Raw genomic sequence first — 23,504 nt, forward strand, 5'->3', positions numbered from 1 at the left:
GGCCGCTTGCGCCAGCGCAAACCGTTGCATGCCCCCCGGGGTGGCGCTGCTAGACTGGCCGCCACACCCGCCGCAACGCCTTGGCAGTACCCCCGTCCCCCGCCGATCCGCGCAAGCTCCAGCTGGCCACCGCGCTGCAGCTGCTGCAACAGTCCGGCCGCGTGCTGCCCGAGCCGGCCGAGATCGGCCAGGCCGCCTGGCTGCAGGCCCTGATCGACGGCCTGTGCGAGCTCTCCAGCCGCGATGCGCTGACCGGGCTGTCCAACCGCCGCCAGTTCGAGCTGGCACTGGCGCGCGAGATCGACCGCGTGGCACGTGCCGGCGAGCCGGCGCTGATGCTGCTGATCGACATCGACCACTTCAAGAAGGTCAACGACACGCACGGCCACCCGGCCGGCGACCAGGTGCTCAAGGCCATCGGGCGCGTGCTCGCCGACTGCATCCGGCCGATGGACACCGTGGCGCGTTTCGGCGGCGAGGAGTTCGCGATGATCCTGCCGAACTGCCCGCCGGCCTTCGGCCACGCGGTGGCCGAGCGCGTGCGGATGAAGGTGCTGGGCCGCCCGATCGCGCTGCCCACCGGGCAGGAGATCAGCGTCAGCGTCAGCATCGGCGGCGCCTTCGCGCCCCAATGGGTGCGCTCGTCGGCGCCGCTGTGGATCGAGCGCGCCGACCAGCAGCTCTACCGCGCCAAGGCCGAGGGGCGCAACCGCGCCTGCCTGGAGCAGCCGCCCGTCTCGCTCGTCAGTGCCGAGGAGAAGGGCATGCTGTTCGGCACCTCCCAGTTCCAGGATTTCGACGAATGAGCACTCCTAGGCAAGGGCGCGGACGCATCCTGGCCGTCACCAGCGGCAAGGGCGGTGTCGGCAAGACCTTCGTGTCGGCCAACCTGGCGGCGGCGCTGGCGCAGCGCGGCGAGCGCGTGCTGGTGCTCGACGCCGACCTCGGCCTGGCCAACCTCGACGTGGTGCTGAACCTGTTCCCGAAGATCACGCTGCACGACGTGTTCACCGGCAAGACCCCGCTGGACGAGGCCATCCTGCCGGCGCCCGGGGGCTTCTCGGTGCTGCTGGCCGGCTCCGGCCTGGTGGAGTACTCGCGCCTGACGCCGGAGGTGCGCGACAAGCTGCTCGAGGTGATCGAGCAGGTCGCGCCGCGCTTCGACCGCATCCTGCTGGACACCGGTGCCGGCATCTCCGACGTGGTGCTGTACGCCATCTCGCTGGCCGACGAGGTGCTGGTGGTCGCCACCCCCGAGCCGACCTCGCTGACCGACGCCTACGCCACCATCAAGGTGCTGGCCACGCAACAGCAGCGCCACGCCGTCAAGCTGGTGGTCAATCAGGTCTCGCGCAGCGGCGAGGGGCGCGTGATCCGCGGCCAGCTGCAGCAGGTGGTCGACCGCTTCGTCGCGCCGCAGATGCAGGACACGACGGCGGGCATCAAGCTCGAGCTGCTCGGCGAGATCGCGAGCGACCCGGCCGTGCGCGAAGCGGTGCAGAAGCGCCGCCTGATGCTCGAGGCCATGCCGGGCTGCCCGGCCGCCCAGGGCATCGGTGCCATCGCCGAGAAACTGCGCACATGAGCGATTCCGCCAACACCCAGGCCACCGCCTTCGATCTGGTCGGCGGCGAGGCGGCCGTGCGCGCGCTGGTGGACCGCTTCTACGACCTGATGGACCTGGAGAGCGCCTACCGCGAGCTGCGCGCGGTGCACGGGCCGGCGCTCGACCACGCGCGCGACAAGCTGTTCTGGTTCCTGTGCGGCTGGCTGGGCGGGCCGCAGCACTACGTCGAGCGCTTCGGCCACCCGCGCCTGCGGGCGCGCCACCTGCCGTTCGCCATCGGCCTGCGCGAGCGCGACCAGTGGCTGGCCTGCATGGCCCAGGCGATGCGCGAGCAGGGCATCGACGAGACCCTGGCCGCGCGGCTGCACGAGGCCTTCTTCAACACCGCCGACTGGATGGTCAACCAGCCGCGCGCGGTGCAGCGGCTGGGCTGAATCGCGACGGCCCGCCACCCCCTTGCAGGGGGTATCGGCATGTCCGGGGCGGCAGCGGTGATTCCGTGGGACAGGCAGGTGAACCCGCGCCGTCGGCGCCCCGAGGGGTCGCGGCCGGGCTCCGCCTCGTGCACTCCAGCCCAAGGAACGGCCCCATGGTCCAACTGCTCTACGGCGTGGTCGTCTACGCCTTCTTCCTCGCCACCTTCGCGTACGCGATCGGCTTCGTCGGCAACCTGCCGCTGCTGCCCAAGACCATCGACAGCGGGCCGCCCGGGCCGCTGCTCGAGGCCCTGCTCGTCAACACGGCGCTGCTCGGCCTGTTCGCCGTGCAGCACAGCGTGATGGCGCGCCGCTCCTTCAAGCGCTGGTGGACACGCATCGTGCCCGAGTCCGTCGAGCGCAGCACCTTCGTGCTGGCGGCCTCGCTGGTGCTCGCGCTGCTGCTGTGGCAATGGCGGCCGGTCGCCGCGCCGATGGTGTGGCAGGTGGCCGACCCGGCGGCCCGCCTGGTGATCCAGGCGGTGTTCTGGGCCGGCTGGGGCGTGCTGCTGCTGGCCACCTTCCTGATCAACCACTTCGAGCTGTTCGGCCTGCGCCAGGTGTGGGCCAGGCTGCGCGGCACGGGTCTGCCCGCGGCGGATTTCCGCACGCCGCTGCTGTACCGACACGTGCGGCACCCCATCTACCTCGGCTTCGTGATCTCCTTCTGGGCCGCGCCGGACATGAGCGCGGGGCACCTGCTGTTCGCGCTGGCCTGCACCGGCTACATCCTGGTGGGCATCTGGTTCGAGGAGCGCGACCTGGTCACGCAGTTCGGCGAGCGCTACCGGGCCTACCGTGCGCAGACCGGCATGTTGCTGCCGCGACTGTTCGCGCGCCGGCGCGGCCCGGCCCAGCCCTGATCAGGCCGGGCCGCTGCTGGGCTTGAGCAGCACCAGCAGCGCGCCGTGCCCGCCGTCCTGCGCCCGCGCCTGGGTGAAGGCGATCACCTCGTCCTTCTGCACCAGCCAGGCGCGCACCTTGGCCTTGAGCACGGGCGCGCGCCCGGGCGAGCCGTTGCCCTTGCCGTGCACCACGCGCACGCAGCGCAGGCCGTCGCGCAGCGCGCCGCGCAGGAAGGCGCCGAGCGCCTCGCGCGCGGCGTCGCGGCGCAGGCCGTGCAGGTCGAGCTGCGCCTGGATGGCCCAGACGCCGCGGCGCAGCTTGCGCACCACCTCGGGCCCGATGCCGCGGCGGCGGAACGACAGCGCCTCGTCGGTGTCGAGCAGGCTCTCGACGTCGAATTCGTCGGAGATCGCCTCGCGCAGCACCGCGGCCTCGTCGCGCAGGCGCTGGCGCGGCTCGGGGGCCGGGCGTGCCCGCGCCGGCAGCGCGCGGCCGTGCTGGCGCAACGGCTGCACCGGGCCGACGGCGAGCGCGAACAGCTCGCGTTCGCGCCGCACGCGGGCGGCCTCGTTGCGCTGCTGGACCTGCGCTTCCTCGGCGCGGCGGCGCTGCTCGGCCATCGCCTTCTTCACGGCGCCGAGGTCGGCCAGCGCGCGGACCTTCGCCGGGCGCGTCGTCACAGCAGCCCCCGCTCGGCGAACGAGACGACCTGGCCGCGTGCCACCACGAGGTGGTCGAGCACGCGCACATCCACCAGCGCGAGGGCGCTCTTCAGCGACTGCGTCAGGAACTCGTCGGCACGCGAGGGTTCGGCCAGTCCCGACGGATGGTTGTGTGCCAGGATCACTGCGCCGGCGTTCAGCTCGAGCGCGCGCCGCACCACCTCGCGCGGGTAGACGCTGGTCTGCGACAGCGTGCCGCGGAACATCTCGTCGAAGCGGATCAGCCGGTGCTGCGCGTCGAGGAACAGCACCGCGAACACCTCGTGCTCGAGCCGGCCCAGCTGCAGGCCGAGGTACTCGCGCACGCGCTCGGGCGAATCGAACACCGTGCGTTCCTGCAGGCCCTGGCGCAGCGAGCGCCGCGCGATCTCCAGCACGGCCGCCACCTCGGCGCGCTTGGCCGGGCCCAGGCCCTTGATGCGCCTGAGGTCGTCGCGCTGCGCGTGCAGCAGGCCGGCCAGGCCGCCGAAGCCGTCGAGCAGGTTCTGCGCAAGCTGCAGCACGGGCGTGCCCTTGAGCCCGGTGCGCAGCAGCAGCGCCACCAGCTCGACGTCGGCCAGCGCGGCGGGGCCCAGGGCCAGCAGCTTCTCGCGCGGTCGGGCATCGCGGGGGATGTGCTTCAAGGCCGCCTCGTAAAATCCGGGCCAGTCTACTGGAGCGGGGCATCTCGTGAATCTCGTGCAGCCGGGGTCCTTCCTGACCCTGCATTACCGCCTCGCCGGGCCCGACGGCCGCGACATCGTCAACACCTTCGCGGAGAAGCCCGCCACCTTGTCGCTCGGCACCGGCCAGCTGGCCGAGGCGCTGGAACGCCGCCTGCTCGGCCTGGCCGAAGGCACGCGCAAGGTGTTCGAGCTGCCCGCCGGCGAGGCCTTCGGCGAGCGCAACCGCGAGCTGCTGCAGCGCGTGAAGCGCAGCCTGCTGGCCGAACTGGGTGATCCGGACGAGGCCTACCACGTCGGCGACGTGGTGCAGTTCCCCACGCCGGACGGGCAGGGGCAGTATGCGGGCGTGGTGCGCGAGCTCGGCGACGACTGGGTGCTGTTCGACTTCAACCACCCGCTGGCCGGTCAGCCGGTCAGCTTCGAGGTGCAACTGATCGGAGTGCTGTGATGGCCGACCAAGCCCGGATCGACGAAGTGTTGCTCGCCGAACCGCGCGGCTTCTGTGCCGGCGTGGACCGCGCGATCGAGATCGTCGAGCGCGCGCTGCGCAAGTTCGGCGCGCCGATCTACGTGCGCCACGAGATCGTGCACAACACCTACGTGGTCAACGACTTGAAGGCCAAGGGTGCGGTCTTCATCGAGGACCTGGCCGAGGTGCCGCCCGGGGCGACGCTGGTGTTCTCGGCGCACGGCGTCTCGCAGGCGGTGCGGCGCGAGGCGGCGGCGCGCGGCTTCAGCGTGTTCGACGCCACCTGCCCGCTGGTGACCAAGGTGCATGTCGAGGTCGCCAAGCTGCACAAGGAGGGCTACGAGTTCATCATGATCGGCCACAAGGGCCACCCGGAGGTCGAGGGCACGATGGGCCAGCTCGAGGCCGGCATCCACCTGGTGGAGGACGTCGAGGACGTGTTCCGGGTGCGCCCCGCGCAGGAGGAGAAGATCGCCGTGGTGACGCAGACCACCTTGTCGGTGGACGACGCGGCGCACATCCTCGCGGCGGTGAAGCAGCGTTTCCCGAAGGTGCGCGAGCCGAAGAAGCAGGACATCTGCTACGCGACGCAGAACCGGCAGGACGCCGTCAAGCTGCTCGCGCCCGCGGTCGACGTGGTGATCGTGGTGGGCAGCCCGACCAGCTCGAACAGCAACCGGCTGCAGGAGCTGGCGCAGCGCCTGGGCACGCCGGCCTACATGGTCGACAAGCCGGAGGACCTGCAGCCGCAGTGGCTCGAGGGGCGCCACCGCGTCGGCCTCACCGCGGGCGCCTCGGCGCCGGACATCCTGGTGCAGCAGGTCATCGCGCGGCTGCGCGAGTTCGGCGCGCTCTCGCTGCGCTCGCTGCCGGGGGTGGAGGAGACGGTGCACTTCCCGCTGCCGATGGGCCTGGGCGACAAGTCGATGGCGGCGCTGGGCGGCGCCGCCTGACCGACCTCAGCCTGCGCGCCCGCGACCGCGCCGGTGCACGGTGATCACCGCCGCGCGCGGCGCGGCAGCCTCGCAGCTCGCGCAGCCGCCGCAGACCGGGCGGGCGCGCGAGCGGATGGCGCGCCAGATCGCGCGCCCGACATGCGCGCCGCAGGCGAGCACGATCACCCCTGCCACGACGGACTGCAGCATCATGCTCATGCTCCGACCCAGAGCGCCACGCGGTAGGTGACGAAGGCGGCGAGGTAGGCCAGCACGAACAGGTAGGCCGTCATCGCCAGGGGATAGCGCCAGGAGTTGGTCTCGCGCTTCACGACGGCGAGCGTCGAGATGCACTGCGGCGCGAACACGTACCAGGCCAGCAGCGCGTAGGCCGTCGCGAGCGACCAGCCCTGCGCGATCACCGGGGCGAGCGAGTCCGCCACCGCGTCGCCGGCGGCCGAGAGCGAGTACACCGTGCCGAGCGCCCCGACCGCGACCTCGCGCGCCGCGAGCCCCGGCACCAGCGCGATCGAGATCTGCCAGTTGAAGCCGAGCGGCGCGAACAGGTGCTCGAGCGAGCGCCCCAGCATGCCGGCGAAGCTGTACTGGATGGCCGCGCCGGTGGCGCCGTCCGGCGGCGCCGGGTAGGTGGACAGGAACCACAGCAGCACCATCAGCGAGAAGATGATCGTGCCGACACGGCGCACGAAGATCGTCGCGCGCTCCCACAGCCCGAGGCCGAGATTGCGCAGCCCCGGCAGACGGTAGGGCGGCAGCTCGAGCATCAGCGGCTGGTAGCTGCTCTTCATCCACACGCGCTTGAACAGCCAGGCCACCGCGCAGGCCGAGAGCACGCCGGCCAGGTACAGCGCGAACAGCGTCAGCCCGCGCAGGTTGAATGGCCCGACGCTGCGCTCGGGCACGAAGGCGCCGATCAGCAGCGCGTAGACCGGCAGGCGCGCCGAGCAGGTCATCAGCGGCGCGATCATGATGGTGGCCAGCCGGTCGCGCCAGTTGGCGATGGTGCGCGTGGCCATGATGCCCGGCACGGCGCAGGCGAAGCTCGACAGCAGCGGGATGAAGGCCCGGCCCGACAGGCCGACCCGGCCCATCGCGTTGTCGAGCAGGAAGGCGGCACGCGGCAGGTAGCCGGAATCCTCCAGCAGCAGGATGAAGCAGAACAGGATCAGGATCTGCGGCAGGAACACCAGCACGCTGCCGGTGCCGGCGATCACGCCGTCCACCAGCAGGCTGCGCAGCGGGCCGTCGTCGAGGCCCGCCAGCACCTGTTCGCCGAGCCAGGCCATGCCCTGCTTGATGGCATCCATCGGCCAGGTGGCCCAGGAGAACACGGCCTGGAAGATCAGGAACAGCAGTGCCGCGAGCAGCACCAGGCCCCAGACCGGGTGCATCGCGATGTCGTCGAGCCGGTGGTGGAAGCGCTGCACCTCGGCGGCGCGCGGCGCCACCAGGGCCAGCAGGCGCCGCACCTCCTGCTGCTGCGCGGCGGCGTCGCCGGTGCTGCGCGCCCTCGGCACCGGCAGCGTGCCGCCGCCGGCCAGGTGCGCGTCGAGCTGCGCCAGCAGCCCGGCATGGCCGTCGGAGCGCACCGCGACGGTCTCGACCACCGGGCAGCCGAGTTCGTCGGCCAGCCGCGGCACGTCGATCGCCAGGCCCTGGGCGCGTGCCACGTCGGCCATGTTCAGCGCCACGATCGTCGGGCGCTGCAGCCGCGCCAGCTCCAGCACCAGGCGCAGGTTCATGCGCAGGTTGGTCGCATCGACCACCGCGACGATCGCGTCGGGCACGCCCTCGCCGGCGCGCCGCCCCTCGACCACCTCGAGCGTGACCTGCTCGTCGGGCGTGGCCGGGCTCAGGCTGTAGGTGCCGGGCAGGTCGATCACCGTCAGGCTGCGGCCGCTGTCCAGGCGCGCCGTGCCGAGCTTGCGCTCGACCGTGACGCCGGCGTAGTTGGCGACCTTCTGGCGCGCGCCGGTCAGCAGGTTGAACAGCGCGGTCTTGCCGCAGTTCGGGTTGCCGACGAGGGCGATGGTGGCGCGCGGGTCCATCCGGTTCATTCGGGTGTCACGGCCACGCAGCGCGCCTCGGCCAGGCGCAGCGCGAACAGGGTCTGGCCGACCAGCACCGCGATCGGCTCGCGCCCGCCCGGGCCGCGGCGCATCACGCGTACCGGCTCGCCCGGGATGAAGCCCAGTTCGGCCAGGCGCTGCAGCACGGCCGCGTCCATGCCTGTGCCGCCCGCGTGCAGCGCGGCGACGCGGGCGGTCGATCCGTTCGGAAGGTCGGCAAGCAGCATGGTCGGCGTCCAGTTGCAAATGAGAGTCTCTCGCATTACTGAGTGTTCCGAAGCCCTCGTGACGAGCCGTTGCGCTGGCTCAAACCCGGGCGCGGCGAGGGCCGTCCCTACAATCCGGCTTCCCCCGGATCCGGACCCGACTTCCCATGCTCGACATCAACCTGCTGCGCAAGGACCTGGCCTCCGTCGTCGAACGGCTGGCGTCGCGCCAGTCGCCGCAGCCGTTCCTGGATGTCGCGCGTTTCCAGGCGCTCGAGGCCGAGCGCAAGGCGATCCAGACCCGCACCGAGGAGCTGCAAGCCCGGCGCAACAGCCTGTCGAAGCAGATCGGGCAGCTCAAGGCCAAGGGCCAGGACACGGCCGCGGTGATGACCGAGGTGGGCGGCCTGGGCGACGCGCTGAAGGCCTCGGCCGAGCGTCTCGAGGGCATCCAGGGCGAACTGCACGCCATGCTGATGGCGGTGCCCAACCTGCCGCACGAGAGCGTGCCGCGGGGTGCGGACGAGGCCGGCAACGTCGAAGTGCGGCGCTGGGGCACGCCGCGCACCTTCGACTTCGCGCCGTGCGACCATGTCGACCTCGGCGCGCCGCTCGGCCTGGACTTCGACACCGGCGCGAAGCTCAGCGGCGCGCGCTTCACCTTCCTGCGCGGGCCGGTGGCGCGGCTGCACCGCGCGCTCGCCCAGTTCATGCTGGACACGCACACGCGCGAGCATGGCTACACCGAGTGCTACACGCCCTACATCGTCAACCGCGAGATCCTCGAGGGCACCGGCCAGCTGCCCAAGTTCAAGGAGGACATGTTCTGGGTGAGCCGGGGGGGCGACGACAGCCAGCGCGAGCAGTACCTGATCTCGACCAGCGAGATCTCGCTGACCAACACCGTGCGCGAGCAGGTGCTGGCCGAGAGCGAACTGCCGATCCGGCTCACGGCGCACAGCCCGTGCTTCCGCAGCGAGGCCGGCAGCGCCGGGCGCGACACGCGCGGCATGATCCGCCAGCACCAGTTCGACAAGGTCGAGATGGTGCAGGTCGTGCACCCGGAGCGCTCCTACGAGGCGCTGGAGCAGATGGTCGGGCATGCGGAGGCGATCCTGCGCAAGCTCGAGCTGCCCTACCGCGTGATGACGCTGTGCAGCGGCGACATGGGCTTCGGCGCGAGCAAGACCTACGACCTCGAGGTCTGGCTGCCGGCCCAGAACACCTACCGCGAGATCAGCTCCTGCTCGAACTGCGAGGCCTTCCAGGCGCGCCGCATGCAGGCGCGCTTCAAGAACGCGCAAGGGAAGAACGAGCTGGTGCACACCCTCAACGGCTCGGGCCTGGCGGTCGGGCGCACGCTCGTCGCGATCCTCGAGAACGGCCAGCAGGCGGACGGCTCGATCGCCGTCCCGGCGGCGCTGCAGCCCTACCTCGGCGGGGTGGCGCTGCTGCGCTAGAATGCGCGGCTCGGCAGCGACCCGCCGAATCAAGTCCCAACCCGGAGAGGTGGCAGAGTGGTCGAATGCGCCGGACTCGAAATCCGGTATACGGTTTCACCGTATCGAGGGTTCGAATCCCTCCTTCTCCGCCAGTTCAATATCGCCCGATGACCCAGGGCGACCTGCTCGATCCCGACCCCGCGCCCGCACCGATCGGACCGCGGCGCAACATCCGCGTCGGGCTGTGCAGCTGGAGCGATCCGTCGCTGATCAAGTCCAAGGCCTTCTACCCGCGCGGCTGCAGCAGCGCCGAGGCGCGGCTGCGCTACTACGCGAGCCAGTTCCCGATCGTCGAGGTCGACAGCAGCTTCTACGCGATGCCCAGCGCCACGAACGCGGTGCTGTGGGCCGAGCGCACGCCCTCCGACTTCGTCTTCAACGTCAAGGCCTTCCGCCTGCTGACCGGGCACCAGACGCCCCCCGAGGTGCTGCCGGCCGACATCGCCGCCGCGCTGCCGCCGCTGCCGGCGCGCAAGAGGAACTGGTACTACGACGACCTGCCCGAGGAACTGCGCGAGGAACTCTGGCGCCGCTTCATCGGTGCGCTCGCGCCCCTGCGCGAGGCCGGCAAGCTGCTCGCGGTGCACTTCCAGTTCGCGCCCTGGGCCACGAACGGCGCGAAGTGGCGCGCGCATGTCGAGCACTGCGTGCAGCGCATGGCCGGCCACCTGATTGCCGTCGAGTTCCGCAACGCCACGTGGTACGGCGAGGGCCGCGCCGACGAGACGCTCGCCTGGCAGCGCGAACTCGGCGTCGCGCACACCATCGTCGACGAGCCGCAGGACGTGGGAAACTTCGCGCACGGCATCTGGGCGGTGACGCACCCGCGCCTGGCGGTGGTGCGGCTGCACGGCCGCAACGCCGAGACCTGGGATGCCAAGGGACTGGCGGCCTCGTCCGAGCGCTTCAACTACGAGTACGACGCCGCCGAACTCGACGACCTCGCGCAGCGCATCGAGCGCATCGTCGATGACGCGCTGGACGTGGTGGTGCTGCTGAACGTGAACTACGAGGACCAGGGCGTGCGCGCGGCGCGCGCCCTCATGCAGCGCCTGCAGCGCGAGAGCGACATCGTCGCGTGACAACAACCACGGCGCCGAAGCATGTTTCGGTTACCGTTTGGCACAAGCCGCCGGCTTGGCGCAAGCTTCGTGTCCAGCGGAGGTCACAGAACATGAATCCCTGGTTCGACCTGCAACACCAGTCGGCCGCCCTCGAAAACTGGCAGCTGCTGCTGATGCTGCTCTTCATGCTCGGCTACGTGGGCAGCCTCGGGCGCCTGCTCGAGGCCCGCGCGCGCCTGCGTGCCGCGGTGCTCGCGGCCGTTTCCGGCGCGCTGCTGTGCCTGCTGACGGCGCCGTGGGTGCTCGGGGCGCTGATGCTGGCCGCGGCGGTCGGCGCGGTCGGCCTGTTCACGGCCGTGGTCGTGCTGGTCAGTCGTCTGCTCGGGCTGGACCGGCCGGCTGCGGGTGCCGTCTCGACGCCGCCGGCGGACGAGGCCGGCACCGCACCGCGCGGCGCTCCCGTGCGGGCCGCTGCGCCGCTGACGGTGCACTGATCAGGTGCCGAACAGGTAGTCGCCGGTCGTCGTCGCGGCCGTGCCGCTCAGGGTGGCCAGCAACGTCAGCTCGCTGGCCGACACCAGCGCATCGGCGTTGGACGCGGTGAACAGGAACAGCGCGCTGCTCGAGCCGTTGTCGATCGCGAACAGCGCGGTGCTGCCTACGGTGTAGGCGCTGGTCGCCGAGCCGATGGCGGCGGCGGCGGCACTGCTCGTCAGGCCGGCAGCGTTGGCGCTGAAGACCACCAACTCGGCACTGGTCGAGAAGCCGCCCGCCGCAGTGCGTGTCCGCGCGCCGTCGATGACGGTGTCGCCGTCGCCCACGCGCAGGCCGGCCATGCTGATGCGAACGTCGTCGGTGCCGGAGATGAAGTCGACCAGCGTGTCGCTGCCGATCTTGCTGTTGAGGACGAACAGGTCGGCCCCGGCGCCGCCGGTCACGCGGTCGGTTCCGCTGCCGCCGTTGAGCGTGTCGTTGCCCGACCCGCCCTCGAGCGAGTCGTTGCCGCCGCCGCCGGCGAGCGCGTTCGCGGCCGTGTTGCCGCGCAGCAGGTTGGCCAGCACGTTGCCGCTGCCGTTGATCGCGTTGCTGCCGGTCAGCGTCAGCCGCTCGACCTCGGCGGCCAGCGTCAGCGTGACGCTGCTGCTGACCGAATCGGTGCCCCGGCCGGCCGCCTCGACGACGCGGTCGAGTGCGCTGTCGACGAGGTAGGTGTCGTTGCCGCTGCCGCCGGCGAGGTAGTCGCGCTCGGTGCCGCCGTTGAGCGTGTCGTTTCCGGTCTGGCCGTAGATCGTGTCGTTGCCGGCGCCGCCGCGCAGCATGTTGCCGGCCGTGTTGCCGAGGATGCGGTCGGCGCCGCTGCCACCGGTGGCGTTCTCGATCACCGCATCGAACGCGATCCAGACGTTGGCCACCGTGCCCACCGGCGTGCCGGTGCTGCCGTTGATCACCTCGATCGGCACGCCCAGCGTCGAGGCGCCGCCTTCGGCCAGGTCGATCACGCCACCGGTGGCGGACTGGTAGACGATGGTGTCCGTGCCGCCGGCATCCCAGATCGTCTGGTGGTAGGTGCCGGTGCCGCTGAAGACGTAGCTGTCGTTGCCGGTGCGGTGGCTGGTGTTGGCGCCGTAGAGGTACTGGATGGCGGCGATGTCCAGCACCATCGGCGTGGTCGGCTCGTAGCTGAAGTAGCTGTTCTGGTTGCCGGGTGCGGCCGAGTAGCTCATCACGGTGTACGAGCGGCCCTCGAGGTTGTCGGGCAGCACGGCCGGGTTGTCGTCCATCGGCTCGAAGGAATGCTTCAGGCCGAGGGCGTGGCCGATCTCGTGCAGTACCGTCAGGTAGCTGTAACTGCCGGGGTCCCACTCCTCGGCGGCCGAGCTGCCGTCGGCGTTGATCCACACGTCTCCGGCCACCGACGACTGGCCCGGAAAGTAGGCCCAGGCCTGGGCGCCGGCGGTGTCGGCGGTGGTGGTGTAGGCGAAGCGCAGGTCGCCGACTGTCGTGGCGTTGTCCGCGACTTCGGTGAACGTCAGGTCGGCGACGTTGGCCCAGGCCTGCAGCGTGGCGCGCACCGCCACCTTGTCGCTGGTGGTCAGCGGCGAGTAGTTGGTCGACCAGGGCTCGCCGCCGCCGTTGGTCGGCCCGTAGCCCGTGTTCGGGTCGGTCGACCAGCTCGCGCCCGTGCCCGGGAAGCTGAAGCTCAGCTGGTGCGACTCCCACTGGGTGCCGCCGATCAGGCTGTCGATCTGGTTGATGCCGGTGGTGCTCGAGAAGGTCCAGGCGCCGATGGACGTCGGTGTGGCCATGTGGGTGCTGCTCCCTGGGGGTCGGTGGCGGGATTCTCGGCCCGCGCGCCGCGCGTGCACCAGCGCGAGCCGTCCCGGCCGTGCAATATCCCCCTAGAGCGCAGGAGACGGCGTTTGTCGTCCGCGCCTATGCTGCGCCGCTTTTCTTCGGGGGACAGGTCATGGCCCTGGCAAGGGGAACGGTGCTGGCGCTGAACCGCCGCCGGCATCTCGCGGTGGTCGGCGTGGACAGCGGCGCGTTCAGCGTGCTGGGCTGGTTGCGCGGCCACGGCCCGGACTTCGCCGACGTGCTGCGCGGCCAGCTCGACCTCCCCGGCAGCCAGGACCTCTACAACGAGACCCGCTGCGAGTGGCTCAGCGTCGAACTGAGGCGCTGCGGCTGCAGCTTCGACGACGCGGTGCGCGAGGCCGGTTGAGGCGGCCCGGCCGCACCGATTCACGCATCTTTACCTGGGGGCCAAGCCCGCTTCACCCCTGCGGCGCACGATTCACGGCCATGGACCAACGAGGTCCGATGACAGGAGCCCGTGATGGATCAGATCAAGACGACCCCGGCCGCCCGCGCCTCCCGAGCGCACGGCCTGAAGTGGATGCTGCTGAGCGCGGCGCTGGCCGTGTCGGCGACGGTGGCGCTGTCGGCCTGGGCGGGGCCCATGCACGGCGGCCCGATGGGCGGTGGCTACGGCGGGCCGTTCGGCGGCCACGGCATGATGGCCGGCCGCGGCGTCGACCACATGCTCGACGGCCTGAACGCCACCGACGCGCAGCGCAGCCAGATCAAGCAGATCATGCAGGCGGCCGCCGCCGACCTGCGCGCCCAGCGCCAGAACGGCCAGGCCTTGCGCGAGAAGGCGATGCAGGTGTTCGCCGCGCCGAACGTGGACGCGGCGGCGGCCGAGTCGGTGCGCCAGCAGATGCTGGCGCAGCACGACCAGGCCAGCAAGCGCATGCTGCAGGCCATGCTCGACGCCAGCCAGGTGCTCACGCCCGAACAGCGCGCCAAGCTCGGCGAGCGCATGAAGCAGCGCGCCGACATCATGCGCGAGCGCCAGCAGCGCATGGAGCGCGAGCAGCCGGCACGCTGAGCGTGGCGATGCTGCCGCTATCCTTGGGCCCGGGTTCCGCCGCCGTGCGCCGCGCGGCGGCCCCCGACGCCCATGCCGTGCCCGCCATGAGTTCACGCTTGCTGCTGATCGACGACGACGCCCGCCTGTCCGCGATGGTGGGCGACTACCTCGGCCAGGCCGGCTTCGAGGTCACCACCGCCGGCTCGCTGTCCGCCGGCCGCGAGCGCCTCGCGGCCGAGGTCTTCGATGCGCTGGTGCTGGACCTGATGCTGCCCGACGGCGACGGCCTCGACCTGTGCCGCGAACTGCGCGCCAGCCCGCGCACGCGCGCCCTGCCGCTGCTGATGCTGACGGCGCGCGGCGAGCCGCTGGACCGCATCGTCGGCCTCGAGCTCGGCGCCGACGACTACCTCGGCAAACCCTTCGAGCCGCGCGAGCTGCTGGCGCGTGTCAAGGCGCTGCTGCGGCGCGCCCAGCCGCAGCCGGCCGGCGACGAGCTGCTGCGCTTCGGCCGGCTGGAGATCGACCTCGGCGCGCGCATGGCGCGGCTGGACGGCAAGCCCTGCGACCTGACCAGCCACCAGTTCGACCTGCTGGTCGTGCTGGCGCAGAGCCCGGGCCGGGTGCTCTCGCGCGACCAGATCATGGATTCGCTCAAGGGCCATCCGCTGGAGGCCTTCGACCGCTCGATCGACGTGCACATCTCGCGCATCCGTGCGGTGATCGAGGACGACCCGAAGTCACCGCGCCGCGTGCTGACGGTGCGCGGCGCGGGCTACGTGTTCGCGAAGAAGCAGGATGCGGACGACGAGAACTGATCCGCGCTGAGCGGCCGCGCACGCCGATGAAATCGCTCTACCTGCGCATCTACGTCACGGTGGTGGCGGTGCTGCTGCTGTTCGCGGCCGTCTCGGGCTGGCTGGTGCAGCGCCACATCGACCAGGAGCGGGTGCGCTTCGAGGGCCTGGTGGGCGAGCGCATGCAGGCCTGGGCCGACCTGATCCAGCGCTCGCTGCCGGGCGCGGACGCCGAGCCGTCGGCGCAGGCGATCGCGCTGCGCGACTGGTCGCAGCGCCTGCGCGTGCCGCTGGCGCTGGACGACGAGAGCGGCGTGCGCATCGTCGAATCCGAGTCCTTCGTGCGGCGCCAGGCCGAGGGCCGCAGCCGGCTGGTCTCGGTGCGGCTGGAAGACGGCCGCACGCTGTGGATCGTGCGCCCGACCCTGCGCCGCCTGCCGGGCGGGGCTCCGCCGGGCCCGCCGGGCGAGGGCGGTGGTGCGCCGGGCCTGCTGGCCACCAACGCACCCGGGCCCGGCCCCGGGGCCGGGCCCGGGCCGGGGGAACTGCTGCTGCCCTTCGCCCCGCCGGGCTGGCCGCGCGGCGTCGGGTTGCTGGTGCTGCTGACGGTGCTGTTCCTCGCGGTGGCCGCGGGTGCCTACCCGGTGGTGCGCCGACTGACGCGCCGGCTCGAGGCGCTGCAGCGCGGCGTGGTGCGCTTCGGCGAGGGGCAGCTCAACCAGCGCGTGGCCGTCAGCGGGCGCGACGAGGTGGCTGCGCTGGCCGCCAGCTTCAACCAGGCCGCCGGGCGCATCGAGGCGCTGGTGCGCTCGCACAAGTCGCTGCTGGCCAATGCCAGCCACGAGCTGCGCTCGCCGCTGGCGCGCATGAAGATGGCCGTGTCGATGCTCGACGACGCGTCGCCGGCGCAGCGCGAGCGCCTGCGCGAGGAGATCCGCACCAACGTGGCCGAACTCGACGCGCTGGTCGAGGAGGTGCTGCTGGCCAGCCGGCTCGACGCGGCGGCGACGCTCGAGCGCGACGAGAAGGTCGACCTGCTGGGCCTGGCGGCCGAAGAGGGCGCTCGGGTGGATGCTGTGGTCGACGGCCCGGCGATCACCTTGCGCGGCGACGAGCGCCTGCTGCGCCGTGCGCTGCGCAACCTGCTCGAGAACGCGCGCCGCTACGGCGGCGGCGAGGTGGCGGTCGAACTGCGCGAGGGCGCCGCGGCGGCCGAGGTGCATGTGTGCGACCGCGGTGCCGGCGTGCCCGCCGAGCTGCGCGAGCGCATCTTCGAGCCGTTCTACCGGCTGCCCGGCCATGCCGAGCAGGCCGGTGGCGTCGGCCTGGGCCTCAGCCTGGTCAAGCAGATCGCCGAGCGCCACAGCGGCAGCGTGCGCTGCGAGGCGCGCGAAGGCGGCGGCAGCCGCTTCGTGCTGAGCCTGCCGCGGCGCGCCTGAGGCCGGGGCCGGGGCAACCCGGGTGCGGCGCGGGCGCCGGCGTGCAGAATAGCCAGCCTCCACTGCACTCGCCCGCCGGCCGGCCGCATGTCCAGCGCACTTCCCGTCCTCGCCGCGATCGCCGCCTACCTGGTCGGCTCCTTGTCCTTTGCCGTGATCATCAGCCGGGCGATGGGCCTGGCCGACCCGCGCAGCTACGGCTCGGGCAACCCCGGCGCCACCAACGTGCTGCGCTCGGGCAACAAGGCGGCAGCGATCCTGACGCTCGCCTTCGATGCGCTCAAGGGCTACCTGCCGGTGCTGGCCGTCGTGATCTGGGGCCCGGCCCACGGGCTGCAGGAGGGCACGGCGGCGCTGGTCGGGCTGGCCGCCTTCATCGGTCACCTCTGGCCGGTGTTCTTCCAGTTCAAGGGCGGCAAGGGCGTGGCCACCGCGGCGGGTGTGCTGCTCGGGCTGAACCCCTGGCTGGGCGCGGCGACGCTGCTCACCTGGCTGATCATCGCGGTGTTCTTCCGCTATTCGTCACTCGCGGCCATCGTCTCGGCGGTGTTTGCGCCGTTCTACCAGCTGCTCATCTGGGGCGGCGGGCCGACGGCGCTGGCGGTGGCGCTGATGGGCCTGCTGCTGGTGTGGCGGCACGCCGCGAACATCCAGAAGCTGCTCGCCGGCACCGAGAGCAGGCTGGGCCAGAAGGCCGCGCCGGCCGCGCCGGCGTCGCATGCCCACCATGGCCACGGCCACAAGCACCACGGCCACCGGAGCAAGTGATGAACCTGATGCAGGGACTGCACCGCTTCCATGTCGGCGACCGGCTGTCGGAGATGGCGGTCTACAACGGTACCGTCTACCTCGCCGGCCAGGTACCCGACGACGCCTCGCAGGACATCCGCGGCCAGACCGCGCAGGTGCTCGCGATGGTCGACAAGCTGCTGGCCGAGGCCGGCACCGACCGCGCGCGCATCCTGATGGCGCAGATCTTCCTCGCCGACCTGGCCGACTACGACGGCATGAACGAGGTCTGGGACGACTGGGTGCCCCCGGGCGACGCGCCGCCGCGCGCCACGGTGCAGGCCCGCCTGGCGCGGCCGGAGTGGAAGATCGAGATCGTCGTCACCGCGGCGATCTGAGCGCCCCCCGCCGAGCGCGCCCGCCAGCGGAGACAATAGCGGGTTCGCGGCCACGGGCCGCAGCCCTGCAGACAGTCTCCTCGCCATGACCAAGCGTGTCCTCACCGGCATCACCACCACCGGCACCCCGCACCTGGGCAACTACGTCGGCGCCATCCGGCCGGCCGTCGCCGCCAGCCGGCTGGCGGGCGTCGAGAGCTTCTTCTTCCTGGCCGACTACCACGCGCTGATCAAGTGCGACGAGCCGCGCCGCATCGAGCGCTCGCGGCTCGAGATCGCGGCCACCTGGCTGGCCTGCGGGCTCGATCCCGAGCGCGTCACCTTCTACCGCCAGAGCGACATCCCCGAGGTGCCCGAGCTGACCTGGCTGCTGACCTGCGTGACGCCCAAGGGCCTGATGAACCGCGCCCACGCCTACAAGGCGGCCACCGACGTCAACGAGGCGGCCGGCGAGGACATCGACGCCGGCGTCACGATGGGCCTGTTCAGCTACCCGATCCTGATGGCCGCGGACATCCTGATGTTCAACGCGCACGAGGTGCCGGTCGGGCGCGACCAGGTGCAGCACATCGAGATGGCGCGCGACATCGCGCAGCGCTTCAACCACCTGTTCGGCCAGGGCCGCGAGCACTTCGTGCTGCCCGAGGCGGTGGTGGACGAGCAGGTGGCCACGCTGCCCGGCCTGGACGGGCGCAAGATGTCGAAGAGCTACGACAACACGATCCCGCTGTTCGAGGGCGGCGCCAAGGGGCTGCAGGCGGCGCTGGCGCGGGTGGTCACCGACTCGAAGCTGCCCGGCGAGCCGAAGGATCCCGACAGCGCCCACCTGGTGACGCTGTACGAGGCCTTCGCCGACGCCGACGAGCGCGCCGCCTTCCGCGCCGACCTGCAGGCCGGCCTCGGCTGGGGCGAGGCCAAGCAGCGCGTGGGCGAGCGCATCGAGCGCACGCTGGCGCCGATGCGCGAGCGCTACACCGACCTGATGGCTCACCCGGCGCGCATCGAGGAAACGCTGCTGGAGGGTGCCCGCAAGGCACGTGCGATTGCCGGCCCGTTCCTCGCGCAGCTGCGCGAGGCGGTCGGCCTGCGCCGCATGGGCGCGGCGCAGGCCGCCGAGCCGGCCGCCACCGAGAAGGTGCGCAGTGCCGCGCCGGTGTTCAAGCAGTACCGCGAAGGCGACGGGCGCTTCTACTTCAAGCTGGTCGGCGCCGACGGCCGGCTGCTGCTGCAGAGCGAGGGCTTCGACCAGGGCCGCGACGCGGGCCAGTGGGTGGCGCGGCTCAAGCGCGAGGGCGCCGCCGCGCTGGCCGGGTTGCCTGCGCAGCGCGGGCAGGGGGTCGGCGAGGCCGAACTGGCCGAGGCGCTGGCGCTGCTCGTGCAGCAGGCATGAAGAACATCGTCGTGCTGATCTCCGGCCGGGGCTCCAACATGGAGGCCATCGTGCAGGCCTGCGCGGCCGAGCGCTGGAACGCGCGCGTCGCCGCGGTGGTCAGCAACCGGCCGGATGCCGCCGGGCTCGCGTTCGCACGCGAACGCGGCATCGCGACGGCGGTGGTCGAGCACACCCGCTTCGCCTCGCGCGAATCGTTCGACGCGGAACTGATGCGTGCGATCGATGCGCACGCACCCGACGTGCTGGCACTGGCCGGCTTCATGCGCATCCTGACGCCCGGTTTCGTCGAGCACTACCGCGGCCGCATGGTCAACGTGCATCCGTCGCTGCTGCCGGCCTTCACCGGGCTGGACACCCACCGGCGCGCGATCGAGGCCGGCTGCAAGGTGGCTGGCGCCACGGTGCACTTCGTCGTCAACGAGGTCGACCACGGTCCGATCATCGCCCAGGCGGTGGTGCCGGTGCTGCCGGGCGACACGCCGGAGACGCTCTCCGCCCGCGTGCTGGCGCGCGAGCACCAGCTCTACCCGCGCGCGCTGCGCTGGCTGGTCGACGACCTGCTCGAGGTCGACGGCCGGCAGGTGCGCCAGCGCCGCGGCGAGCCGCAACTGCTGACCTGATGCACCCCAACGCCCTGCTCGAACTCGCCACCGAACTGCTGCACCGCGTGCTGCAGTTCCAGCAGCCGGCCGACGCCGTCGTGTCGGCCTTCTTCCGAGAGCACAAGGGCCTGGGCGGGCGCGAACGCGCCACCCTGGCCGAGACCACCTACGCGGTGCTGCGCCAGCGCGCGCTGTTCCAGCACCTCGCGCAGTCCGGCCGCGGCGAGATGGAGCGGCGCCTGGCGATCCTGGGCTGGCAGGGCAACGAGGGTTTCCTGCGCGCAGCCATGAACGAGGCCGAGCAGCAGTGGCTGCAGCAGGTCGGCGCGGTGGACCGCGCTGCCTTGCCGGAAAAGCTGCGCCACAACCTGCCGGACTGGCTGGCCGAGCGCCTGCAGTCGGCGCTGGGCGACGACTTCTGGCCGTTCGTCGAGGCCATGAGCCGGCCGGCGCCGCTGGACCTGCGCGTCAACACGCTCAAGGCCAAGAGGGAGGAGGCGCAGCAGGCGCTGCGCGAGGCCGGCATCGCCGCCGAGCCGACGCCGTTCTCGCCGATCGGGCTGCGGGTGCAGGGCAAGCCGGCGCTGCACAAGCTCGAGGTGTTCACCAGCGGTGCGGTCGAGGTGCAGGACGAGGGCAGCCAGCTGCTGGCGCTGCTGACCGACCCCAAGCGCGGCGAGATGGTGGTCGATTTCTGCGCCGGCGCGGGCGGCAAGACGCTGGCGCTCGGCGCCCTGATGCGCAACACCGGGCGGCTGTACGCGTTCGACACCTCCGGTCATCGCCTGGCCGCGCTCAAGCCGCGCCTGGCGCGCAGCGGGCTGTCCAATGTCTACCCGGTGCAGATCGCCCACGAGCGAGACGACCGCGTCAAACGGCTGGCCGGCAAGATCGACCGGGTGCTGGTCGACGCGCCCTGTTCCGGTCTCGGCACGCTGCGGCGCAATCCGGACCTGAAGTGGCGCCAGAGCCCCGCCGCGATCGACGAGCTGGCGGCCAAACAGGCCGCGATCCTGGCCAATGCAGCCCGCCTCGTGAAGTCCGGTGGACGCCTGGTGTACGCCACCTGCAGCCTGCTCGACGCCGAGAACGAGGCGGTGGCGGCGGCCTTCGAGGCCTCTGTCGGTGCCGACTTCGTCCGCGTGCCGGCTGCCGACGCGTTGGCGGCCGCCCACGTGGCCCGCGCCGACGAACTGGTGCACGAAAACCATCTGCGCCTGTGGCCACACCGCCACCAGACCGATGGTTTCTTTGCTGCTGTCTGGAACAGGCGTTGATCTGCCGCAAACAGGCGCCAAGTTCGCTGAAACGGCCCTGCGCGGGGGCGTAGTTTCCGCAGCCGCGGGAACCCGGTCGTCCCGTACAATGCCAGCGCCGCTGTTCTTGGCGGCACTGAGGTAGCTGAATGGATAACTTTGTATTGGTTTGGGACGGGCTGGTCGACTGGCTGGCCAACGGCCTGGTCCAGACCACCTGGTGGCAGGTCGTGCTCTTCACGCTGGTGACGACGCACATCACGATCGCCGCCGTCACCATCTTCCTGCACCGCTCGCAGGCGCATCGCGCACTCGACCTGGGGCCGGTGCCGTCGCACTTCTTCCGCCTGTGGCTGTGGTTGACCACGGGCATGGTGACCAAGGAATGGGTGGCCATCCACCGCAAGCACCATGCGAAGTGCGAGACGGTCGACGATCCGCACAGCCCGGTCACCAAGGGCATCAAGACGGTGCTGTTGCAGGGTAGCGAGCTCTATCGCGGCGAAGCCAAGAACCAGGAGACGCTGTCCAAGTACGGCCACGGCACGCCGGACGACTGGCTCGAGCGCAACCTGTACAGCCGCTACAGCTGGCAGGGCGTGGGCATCACGCTGATCGTCGACCTGATGCTGTTCGGTGCCATCGGCGCCGCGGTATGGGCGGTTCAGATGCTGTGGATCCCAATCACGGCGGCCGGCATCATCAACGGCCTCGGCCACTGGTGGGGCTACCGCAACTTCGAGGCGCAGGACGCGTCGACCAACATCTCGCCCTGGGGCGTGATCATCGGCGGCGAGGAACTGCACAACAACCACCACACCTACCCGACCTCGGCCAAGTTGTCGGTCAAGCCCTACGAGTTCGACATCGGGTGGGGCTACATCCGCGCGATGGAGATGATCGGCTGGGCCAAGGTGCGCAAGACGCCGCCGGCGCTCAAGCTCGGCGCGGTGAAGCCGGTCGCCGACGGCAAGACGCTGGAGGCAATCATCGCCAACCGCTACGAGGTGATGGCCAAGTATGCAAACGAGTTGCGTGCGGCCTGCGGCGCAGAGCTGGATCGGCTGAAGGCGCAGGGCGCGGAGAACACGGCGCGCTGGAAGGAGATGCGCCTGGCCAAGCGCTGGCTGCACCGCGACGAGGACAAGATCCCGCAAGACGTGAAGGCGCTGGTCGCCCGCACCGCCGCCGGCACGCCCGCGCTGGCCAAGCTGGTGGCGATGCGCGAGGAGCTTCGCCAGCTCTGGACGCGCACCAATGTGTCTGCCGAGCAGCTGGTGGCCGACCTTCAGGCCTGGTGCAAGAAGGCCGAGGAGAGTGGCATCGCCGCGCTGCAGGAGTTCTCGCTGAAGCTGCGCGCCGCCCACGCGTAACGCCTTCGCAGCGAATCGATGAAGGGGCCGCCGATGCGGCCCCCTTCTCGTTGGGGCAAACGCAAAGGGCCGCGTGAGCGGCCCTTGCTGTGTCAGAAGTCGAAGCCGATTACTTCAGCTTCGTCTCCTTGTACTTGACGTGCTTGCGCGCCTTCGGATCGAACTTCATGATTTCGATCTTCTCGGGCGTGGTCTTCTTGTTCTTGTCGGTCGTGTAGAAGTGACCGGTGCCGGCCGTCGACTCCAGCTTGATCTTCTCGCGTCCACCTTTGGCCATGTGAATCTCCTAGTGGATCAGAGCTCGCCCTTGGCGCGCAGGTCGGCAACCACCTGCTCGATGCCGACCTTGTCGATCAGGCGCAGCGCGGCGTTGCTGACGCGCAGACGCACCCAGCGGTTCTCGGTCTCGAGCCAGAAGCGGCGGTACTGCAGGTTGGGCAGGAAACGGCGCTTGGTCTTGTTGTTGGCGTGGGAGACGTTGTTCCCCACCATCGGGCGCTTGCCCGTGACTTGACAGACGCGTGCCATGAAGCACTCCGGTGTTTTCGGCAAAGACCGCGATTATAGCCAGAAAACTCGCAGGCTCACTGCTCCAGGAAGCGCTGGGCGTCCAGCGCCGCCATACAGCCGGTGCCGGCGCTGGTGATCGCCTGGCGGTAGACGTGGTCCTGCACGTCGCCTGCGGCGAAGATGCCCGGCACGCTGGTCATCGTGGCCATGCCGTTGAGGCCGGACTTGGTGACGATGTAGCCGTCGCGCATCTCGAGCTGGCCCTTGAAGATGTCGGTGTTCGGCTGGTGGCCGATGGCGATGAAGCAGCCGCTGACCTTCAGCTCCCGGCTGCTGGCGTCTTGCGTCCCCTTCAGCCGCACGCCGGACACGCCGCGGGCATCGCCGAGCACCTCGTCCAGTGTCTGCCACAGGTGCAACTGCATCTTGCCGGCCGTCACCCGCTCCATCAGCTTGTCGACCAGGATGGGCTCGGCGCGGAACTTGTCGCGCCGGTGGATCAGGTGCACCTTGCTGGCGATGTTCGACAGGTACAGCGCCTCCTCGACGGCGGTGTTGCCGCCGCCGACCACGCAGACCTCCTGGTTGCGGTAGAAGAAGCCGTCGCAGGTGGCGCAGCCGCTGACGCCGCGCCCCATGTACGCCTGCTCGGAGGGCAGCCCGAGGTACTTGGCGCTCGCCCCGGTGGCGATGATCAGCGCGTCGCAGGTGTAGCTGCCCGAATCGCCCTTGAGCGTGAACGGGCGGCGGCTGAAGTCGACCTCGTTGATGTGGTCGAACACGATCTGGGTGTTGAAGCGTTCGGCGTGCTTCTGGAAGCGCGTCATCAGGTCGGGGCCCATCACCCCGTCGACGTCGGCGGGCCAGTTGTCCACGTCGGTGGTGGTCATCAGCTGGCCGCCCTGGGCGATGCCGGTGATCAGCACCGGCTTGAGGTTGGCGCGGGCGGCGTAAACGGCGGCGGTATAGCCGGCCGGGCCGGAGCCGAGGATCAGGACCCGGGCGTGCAGGGGGGCGGTGCTCATGGGGGAAAACCTGGGAAGGGCGTCAAATAGATGCGCAACTGTAGGCAATCTCGCGACAGCCTAGGCC

At 71.0% G+C, this 23,504-nt stretch carries 28 protein-coding genes and 1 tRNA gene; 20 read left to right on the top strand and 9 right to left on the bottom strand.

All coding sequences use genetic code 11. The features are described from left to right. Window positions 1-80: 80 nt before the first annotated feature. The 4 genes from D9C15_RS15990 (at window position 81) to mddA (ending at window position 2,906) form a co-directional block, all read left to right on the top strand. Window positions 81-806 (top strand): GGDEF domain-containing protein, encoded by a 726-nt coding sequence (locus tag D9C15_RS15990; RefSeq protein WP_240668430.1) that lies wholly within the window; start codon window positions 81-83, stop codon window positions 804-806. Beyond that, window positions 803-1,585 carry a MinD/ParA family protein gene (locus D9C15_RS15995; RefSeq protein ID WP_127999004.1) on the top strand — a complete coding sequence of 261 codons (783 nt, stop codon included), beginning with the start codon at window positions 803-805 and terminating at the stop codon, window positions 1,583-1,585. Before D9C15_RS15990 ends, D9C15_RS15995 begins: the two co-directional genes overlap by 4 nt. After that, the gene (locus D9C15_RS16000) at window positions 1,582-2,001 is read left to right on the top strand and encodes a group II truncated hemoglobin (protein WP_127999006.1); all 420 of its coding nucleotides are present in this window, start codon (window positions 1,582-1,584) and stop codon (window positions 1,999-2,001) included. The genes D9C15_RS15995 and D9C15_RS16000 overlap by 4 nt, the downstream gene beginning before the upstream one ends. Window positions 2,002-2,156: 155 nt before the next feature. Next, window positions 2,157-2,906 (top strand): methanethiol S-methyltransferase, encoded by a 750-nt coding sequence (gene mddA / locus D9C15_RS16005; protein WP_127999008.1) that lies wholly within the window; start codon window positions 2,157-2,159, stop codon window positions 2,904-2,906. Here mddA and D9C15_RS16010 read toward each other — a convergent pair whose 3' ends face one another. Then, on the bottom strand, window positions 2,907-3,509 hold the full coding sequence (locus D9C15_RS16010; protein ID WP_127999611.1) for a Smr/MutS family protein: 603 nt from the start codon (window positions 3,507-3,509) through the stop codon (window positions 2,907-2,909). Between the two features lie 56 nt (window positions 3,510-3,565). Continuing rightward, window positions 3,566-4,234 carry a RadC family protein gene (gene radC, locus D9C15_RS16015; protein WP_127999010.1) on the bottom strand — a complete coding sequence of 223 codons (669 nt, stop codon included), beginning with the start codon at window positions 4,232-4,234 and terminating at the stop codon, window positions 3,566-3,568. Window positions 4,235-4,280: 46 nt separating this feature from the next. Between radC and D9C15_RS16020 the strand changes: the two genes are divergently transcribed. Together D9C15_RS16020 and ispH are read left to right on the top strand one after the other, a co-directional pair. Further along, a complete protein-coding gene (locus tag D9C15_RS16020) occupies window positions 4,281-4,724 on the top strand; it encodes an FKBP-type peptidyl-prolyl cis-trans isomerase (RefSeq protein ID WP_127999012.1) in 444 nt (147 codons plus the stop codon). Beyond that, on the top strand, window positions 4,724-5,698 hold the full coding sequence (ispH, locus tag D9C15_RS16025; protein ID WP_127999014.1) for a 4-hydroxy-3-methylbut-2-enyl diphosphate reductase: 975 nt from the start codon (window positions 4,724-4,726) through the stop codon (window positions 5,696-5,698). The genes D9C15_RS16020 and ispH overlap by 1 nt, the downstream gene beginning before the upstream one ends. 6 nt (window positions 5,699-5,704) lie before the next feature. Here the strand turns inward: ispH and D9C15_RS16030 are convergent, their stop codons facing one another. The 3 genes from D9C15_RS16030 to D9C15_RS16040 are packed head-to-tail and all read right to left on the bottom strand — an operon-like array spanning window position 5,705 to window position 7,997. Then, window positions 5,705-5,893: a hypothetical protein gene (locus D9C15_RS16030; protein WP_127999016.1), complete on the bottom strand. Its 189-nt coding sequence runs from the start codon at window positions 5,891-5,893 to the stop codon at window positions 5,705-5,707. A gap of 2 nt (window positions 5,894-5,895) precedes the next feature. Next, on the bottom strand, window positions 5,896-7,749 hold the full coding sequence (feoB, locus tag D9C15_RS16035; protein WP_240668431.1) for a ferrous iron transporter B: 1,854 nt from the start codon (window positions 7,747-7,749) through the stop codon (window positions 5,896-5,898). Window positions 7,750-7,754: 5 nt separating this feature from the next. Next, the gene (locus D9C15_RS16040) at window positions 7,755-7,997 is read right to left on the bottom strand and encodes a FeoA family protein (protein ID WP_127999020.1); all 243 of its coding nucleotides are present in this window, start codon (window positions 7,995-7,997) and stop codon (window positions 7,755-7,757) included. Window positions 7,998-8,143: 146 nt separating this feature from the next. On the opposite strand from D9C15_RS16040, the gene serS reads away from it, so the two are divergent. From serS to D9C15_RS16060, 4 genes are all read left to right on the top strand, one after another. Further along, window positions 8,144-9,436, top strand: coding sequence for a serine--tRNA ligase (gene serS, locus D9C15_RS16045; protein WP_127999022.1), 1,293 nt, complete (start codon window positions 8,144-8,146; stop codon window positions 9,434-9,436). A gap of 43 nt (window positions 9,437-9,479) precedes the next feature. Then, a tRNA-Ser gene (locus D9C15_RS16050) sits at window positions 9,480-9,570 on the top strand. A 15-nt stretch (window positions 9,571-9,585) separates the two neighbouring features. After that, window positions 9,586-10,560, top strand: a complete 975-nt coding sequence (locus D9C15_RS16055) for a DUF72 domain-containing protein (RefSeq protein WP_127999024.1) — start codon at window positions 9,586-9,588, stop codon at window positions 10,558-10,560. Between the two features lie 92 nt (window positions 10,561-10,652). After that, window positions 10,653-11,036, top strand: a complete 384-nt coding sequence (locus D9C15_RS16060) for a hypothetical protein (RefSeq protein ID WP_127999026.1) — start codon at window positions 10,653-10,655, stop codon at window positions 11,034-11,036. Here the strand turns inward: D9C15_RS16060 and D9C15_RS16065 are convergent, their stop codons facing one another. Beyond that, entirely contained in the window at window positions 11,037-12,848 is a 1,812-nt protein-coding gene (locus D9C15_RS16065; RefSeq protein WP_127999027.1) for a M10 family metallopeptidase, read from the bottom strand. A gap of 161 nt (window positions 12,849-13,009) precedes the next feature. Here D9C15_RS16065 and D9C15_RS16070 point away from each other — a divergent pair, with 161 nt between their 5' ends. The 10 genes from D9C15_RS16070 (at window position 13,010) to D9C15_RS16115 (ending at window position 21,902) form a co-directional block, all read left to right on the top strand. Next, window positions 13,010-13,264: a hypothetical protein gene (locus D9C15_RS16070; RefSeq protein WP_127999029.1), complete on the top strand. Its 255-nt coding sequence runs from the start codon at window positions 13,010-13,012 to the stop codon at window positions 13,262-13,264. A 114-nt stretch (window positions 13,265-13,378) separates the two neighbouring features. Next, complete coding sequence (locus D9C15_RS16075; protein WP_127999031.1) at window positions 13,379-13,933, top strand: Spy/CpxP family protein refolding chaperone; 555 nt, start codon at window positions 13,379-13,381, stop codon at window positions 13,931-13,933. 86 nt (window positions 13,934-14,019) lie between these two features. Continuing rightward, window positions 14,020-14,733, top strand: coding sequence for a winged helix-turn-helix domain-containing protein (locus D9C15_RS16080; RefSeq protein ID WP_127999033.1), 714 nt, complete (start codon window positions 14,020-14,022; stop codon window positions 14,731-14,733). A gap of 26 nt (window positions 14,734-14,759) precedes the next feature. After that, window positions 14,760-16,151 (top strand): sensor histidine kinase, encoded by a 1,392-nt coding sequence (locus D9C15_RS16085; protein ID WP_127999035.1) that lies wholly within the window; start codon window positions 14,760-14,762, stop codon window positions 16,149-16,151. Between the two features lie 87 nt (window positions 16,152-16,238). After that, window positions 16,239-16,919, top strand: a complete 681-nt coding sequence (gene plsY, locus D9C15_RS16090) for a glycerol-3-phosphate 1-O-acyltransferase PlsY (protein WP_127999037.1) — start codon at window positions 16,239-16,241, stop codon at window positions 16,917-16,919. 8 nt (window positions 16,920-16,927) lie between these two features. After that, window positions 16,928-17,278 carry a RidA family protein gene (locus D9C15_RS16095; RefSeq protein ID WP_112188404.1) on the top strand — a complete coding sequence of 117 codons (351 nt, stop codon included), beginning with the start codon at window positions 16,928-16,930 and terminating at the stop codon, window positions 17,276-17,278. 85 nt (window positions 17,279-17,363) lie between these two features. Next, entirely contained in the window at window positions 17,364-18,668 is a 1,305-nt protein-coding gene (locus D9C15_RS16100; protein ID WP_127999039.1) for a tryptophan--tRNA ligase, read from the top strand. After that, complete coding sequence (purN, locus tag D9C15_RS16105; protein ID WP_127999041.1) at window positions 18,665-19,291, top strand: phosphoribosylglycinamide formyltransferase; 627 nt, start codon at window positions 18,665-18,667, stop codon at window positions 19,289-19,291. Before D9C15_RS16100 ends, purN begins: the two co-directional genes overlap by 4 nt. Beyond that, a complete protein-coding gene (locus tag D9C15_RS16110) occupies window positions 19,291-20,550 on the top strand; it encodes an RsmB/NOP family class I SAM-dependent RNA methyltransferase (RefSeq protein WP_127999043.1) in 1,260 nt (419 codons plus the stop codon). Before purN ends, D9C15_RS16110 begins: the two co-directional genes overlap by 1 nt. A gap of 128 nt (window positions 20,551-20,678) precedes the next feature. Beyond that, a complete protein-coding gene (locus tag D9C15_RS16115) occupies window positions 20,679-21,902 on the top strand; it encodes a DesA family fatty acid desaturase (protein ID WP_127999045.1) in 1,224 nt (407 codons plus the stop codon). A 109-nt stretch (window positions 21,903-22,011) separates the two neighbouring features. Here the strand turns inward: D9C15_RS16115 and rpmG are convergent, their stop codons facing one another. The 3 genes from rpmG to trxB are packed head-to-tail and all read right to left on the bottom strand — an operon-like array spanning window position 22,012 to window position 23,437. Next, window positions 22,012-22,179: a 50S ribosomal protein L33 gene (rpmG, locus tag D9C15_RS16120; protein ID WP_112188294.1), complete on the bottom strand. Its 168-nt coding sequence runs from the start codon at window positions 22,177-22,179 to the stop codon at window positions 22,012-22,014. A gap of 17 nt (window positions 22,180-22,196) precedes the next feature. Continuing rightward, entirely contained in the window at window positions 22,197-22,430 is a 234-nt protein-coding gene (gene rpmB, locus D9C15_RS16125) for a 50S ribosomal protein L28 (RefSeq protein WP_127999047.1), read from the bottom strand. Between the two features lie 56 nt (window positions 22,431-22,486). After that, entirely contained in the window at window positions 22,487-23,437 is a 951-nt protein-coding gene (gene trxB / locus D9C15_RS16130; protein WP_127999049.1) for a thioredoxin-disulfide reductase, read from the bottom strand. Window positions 23,438-23,504 lie beyond the last annotated feature (67 nt).

Source organism: Piscinibacter defluvii, assembly GCF_004011805.1.
GTDB lineage: Bacteria > Pseudomonadota > Gammaproteobacteria > Burkholderiales > Burkholderiaceae_C > Piscinibacter > Piscinibacter defluvii.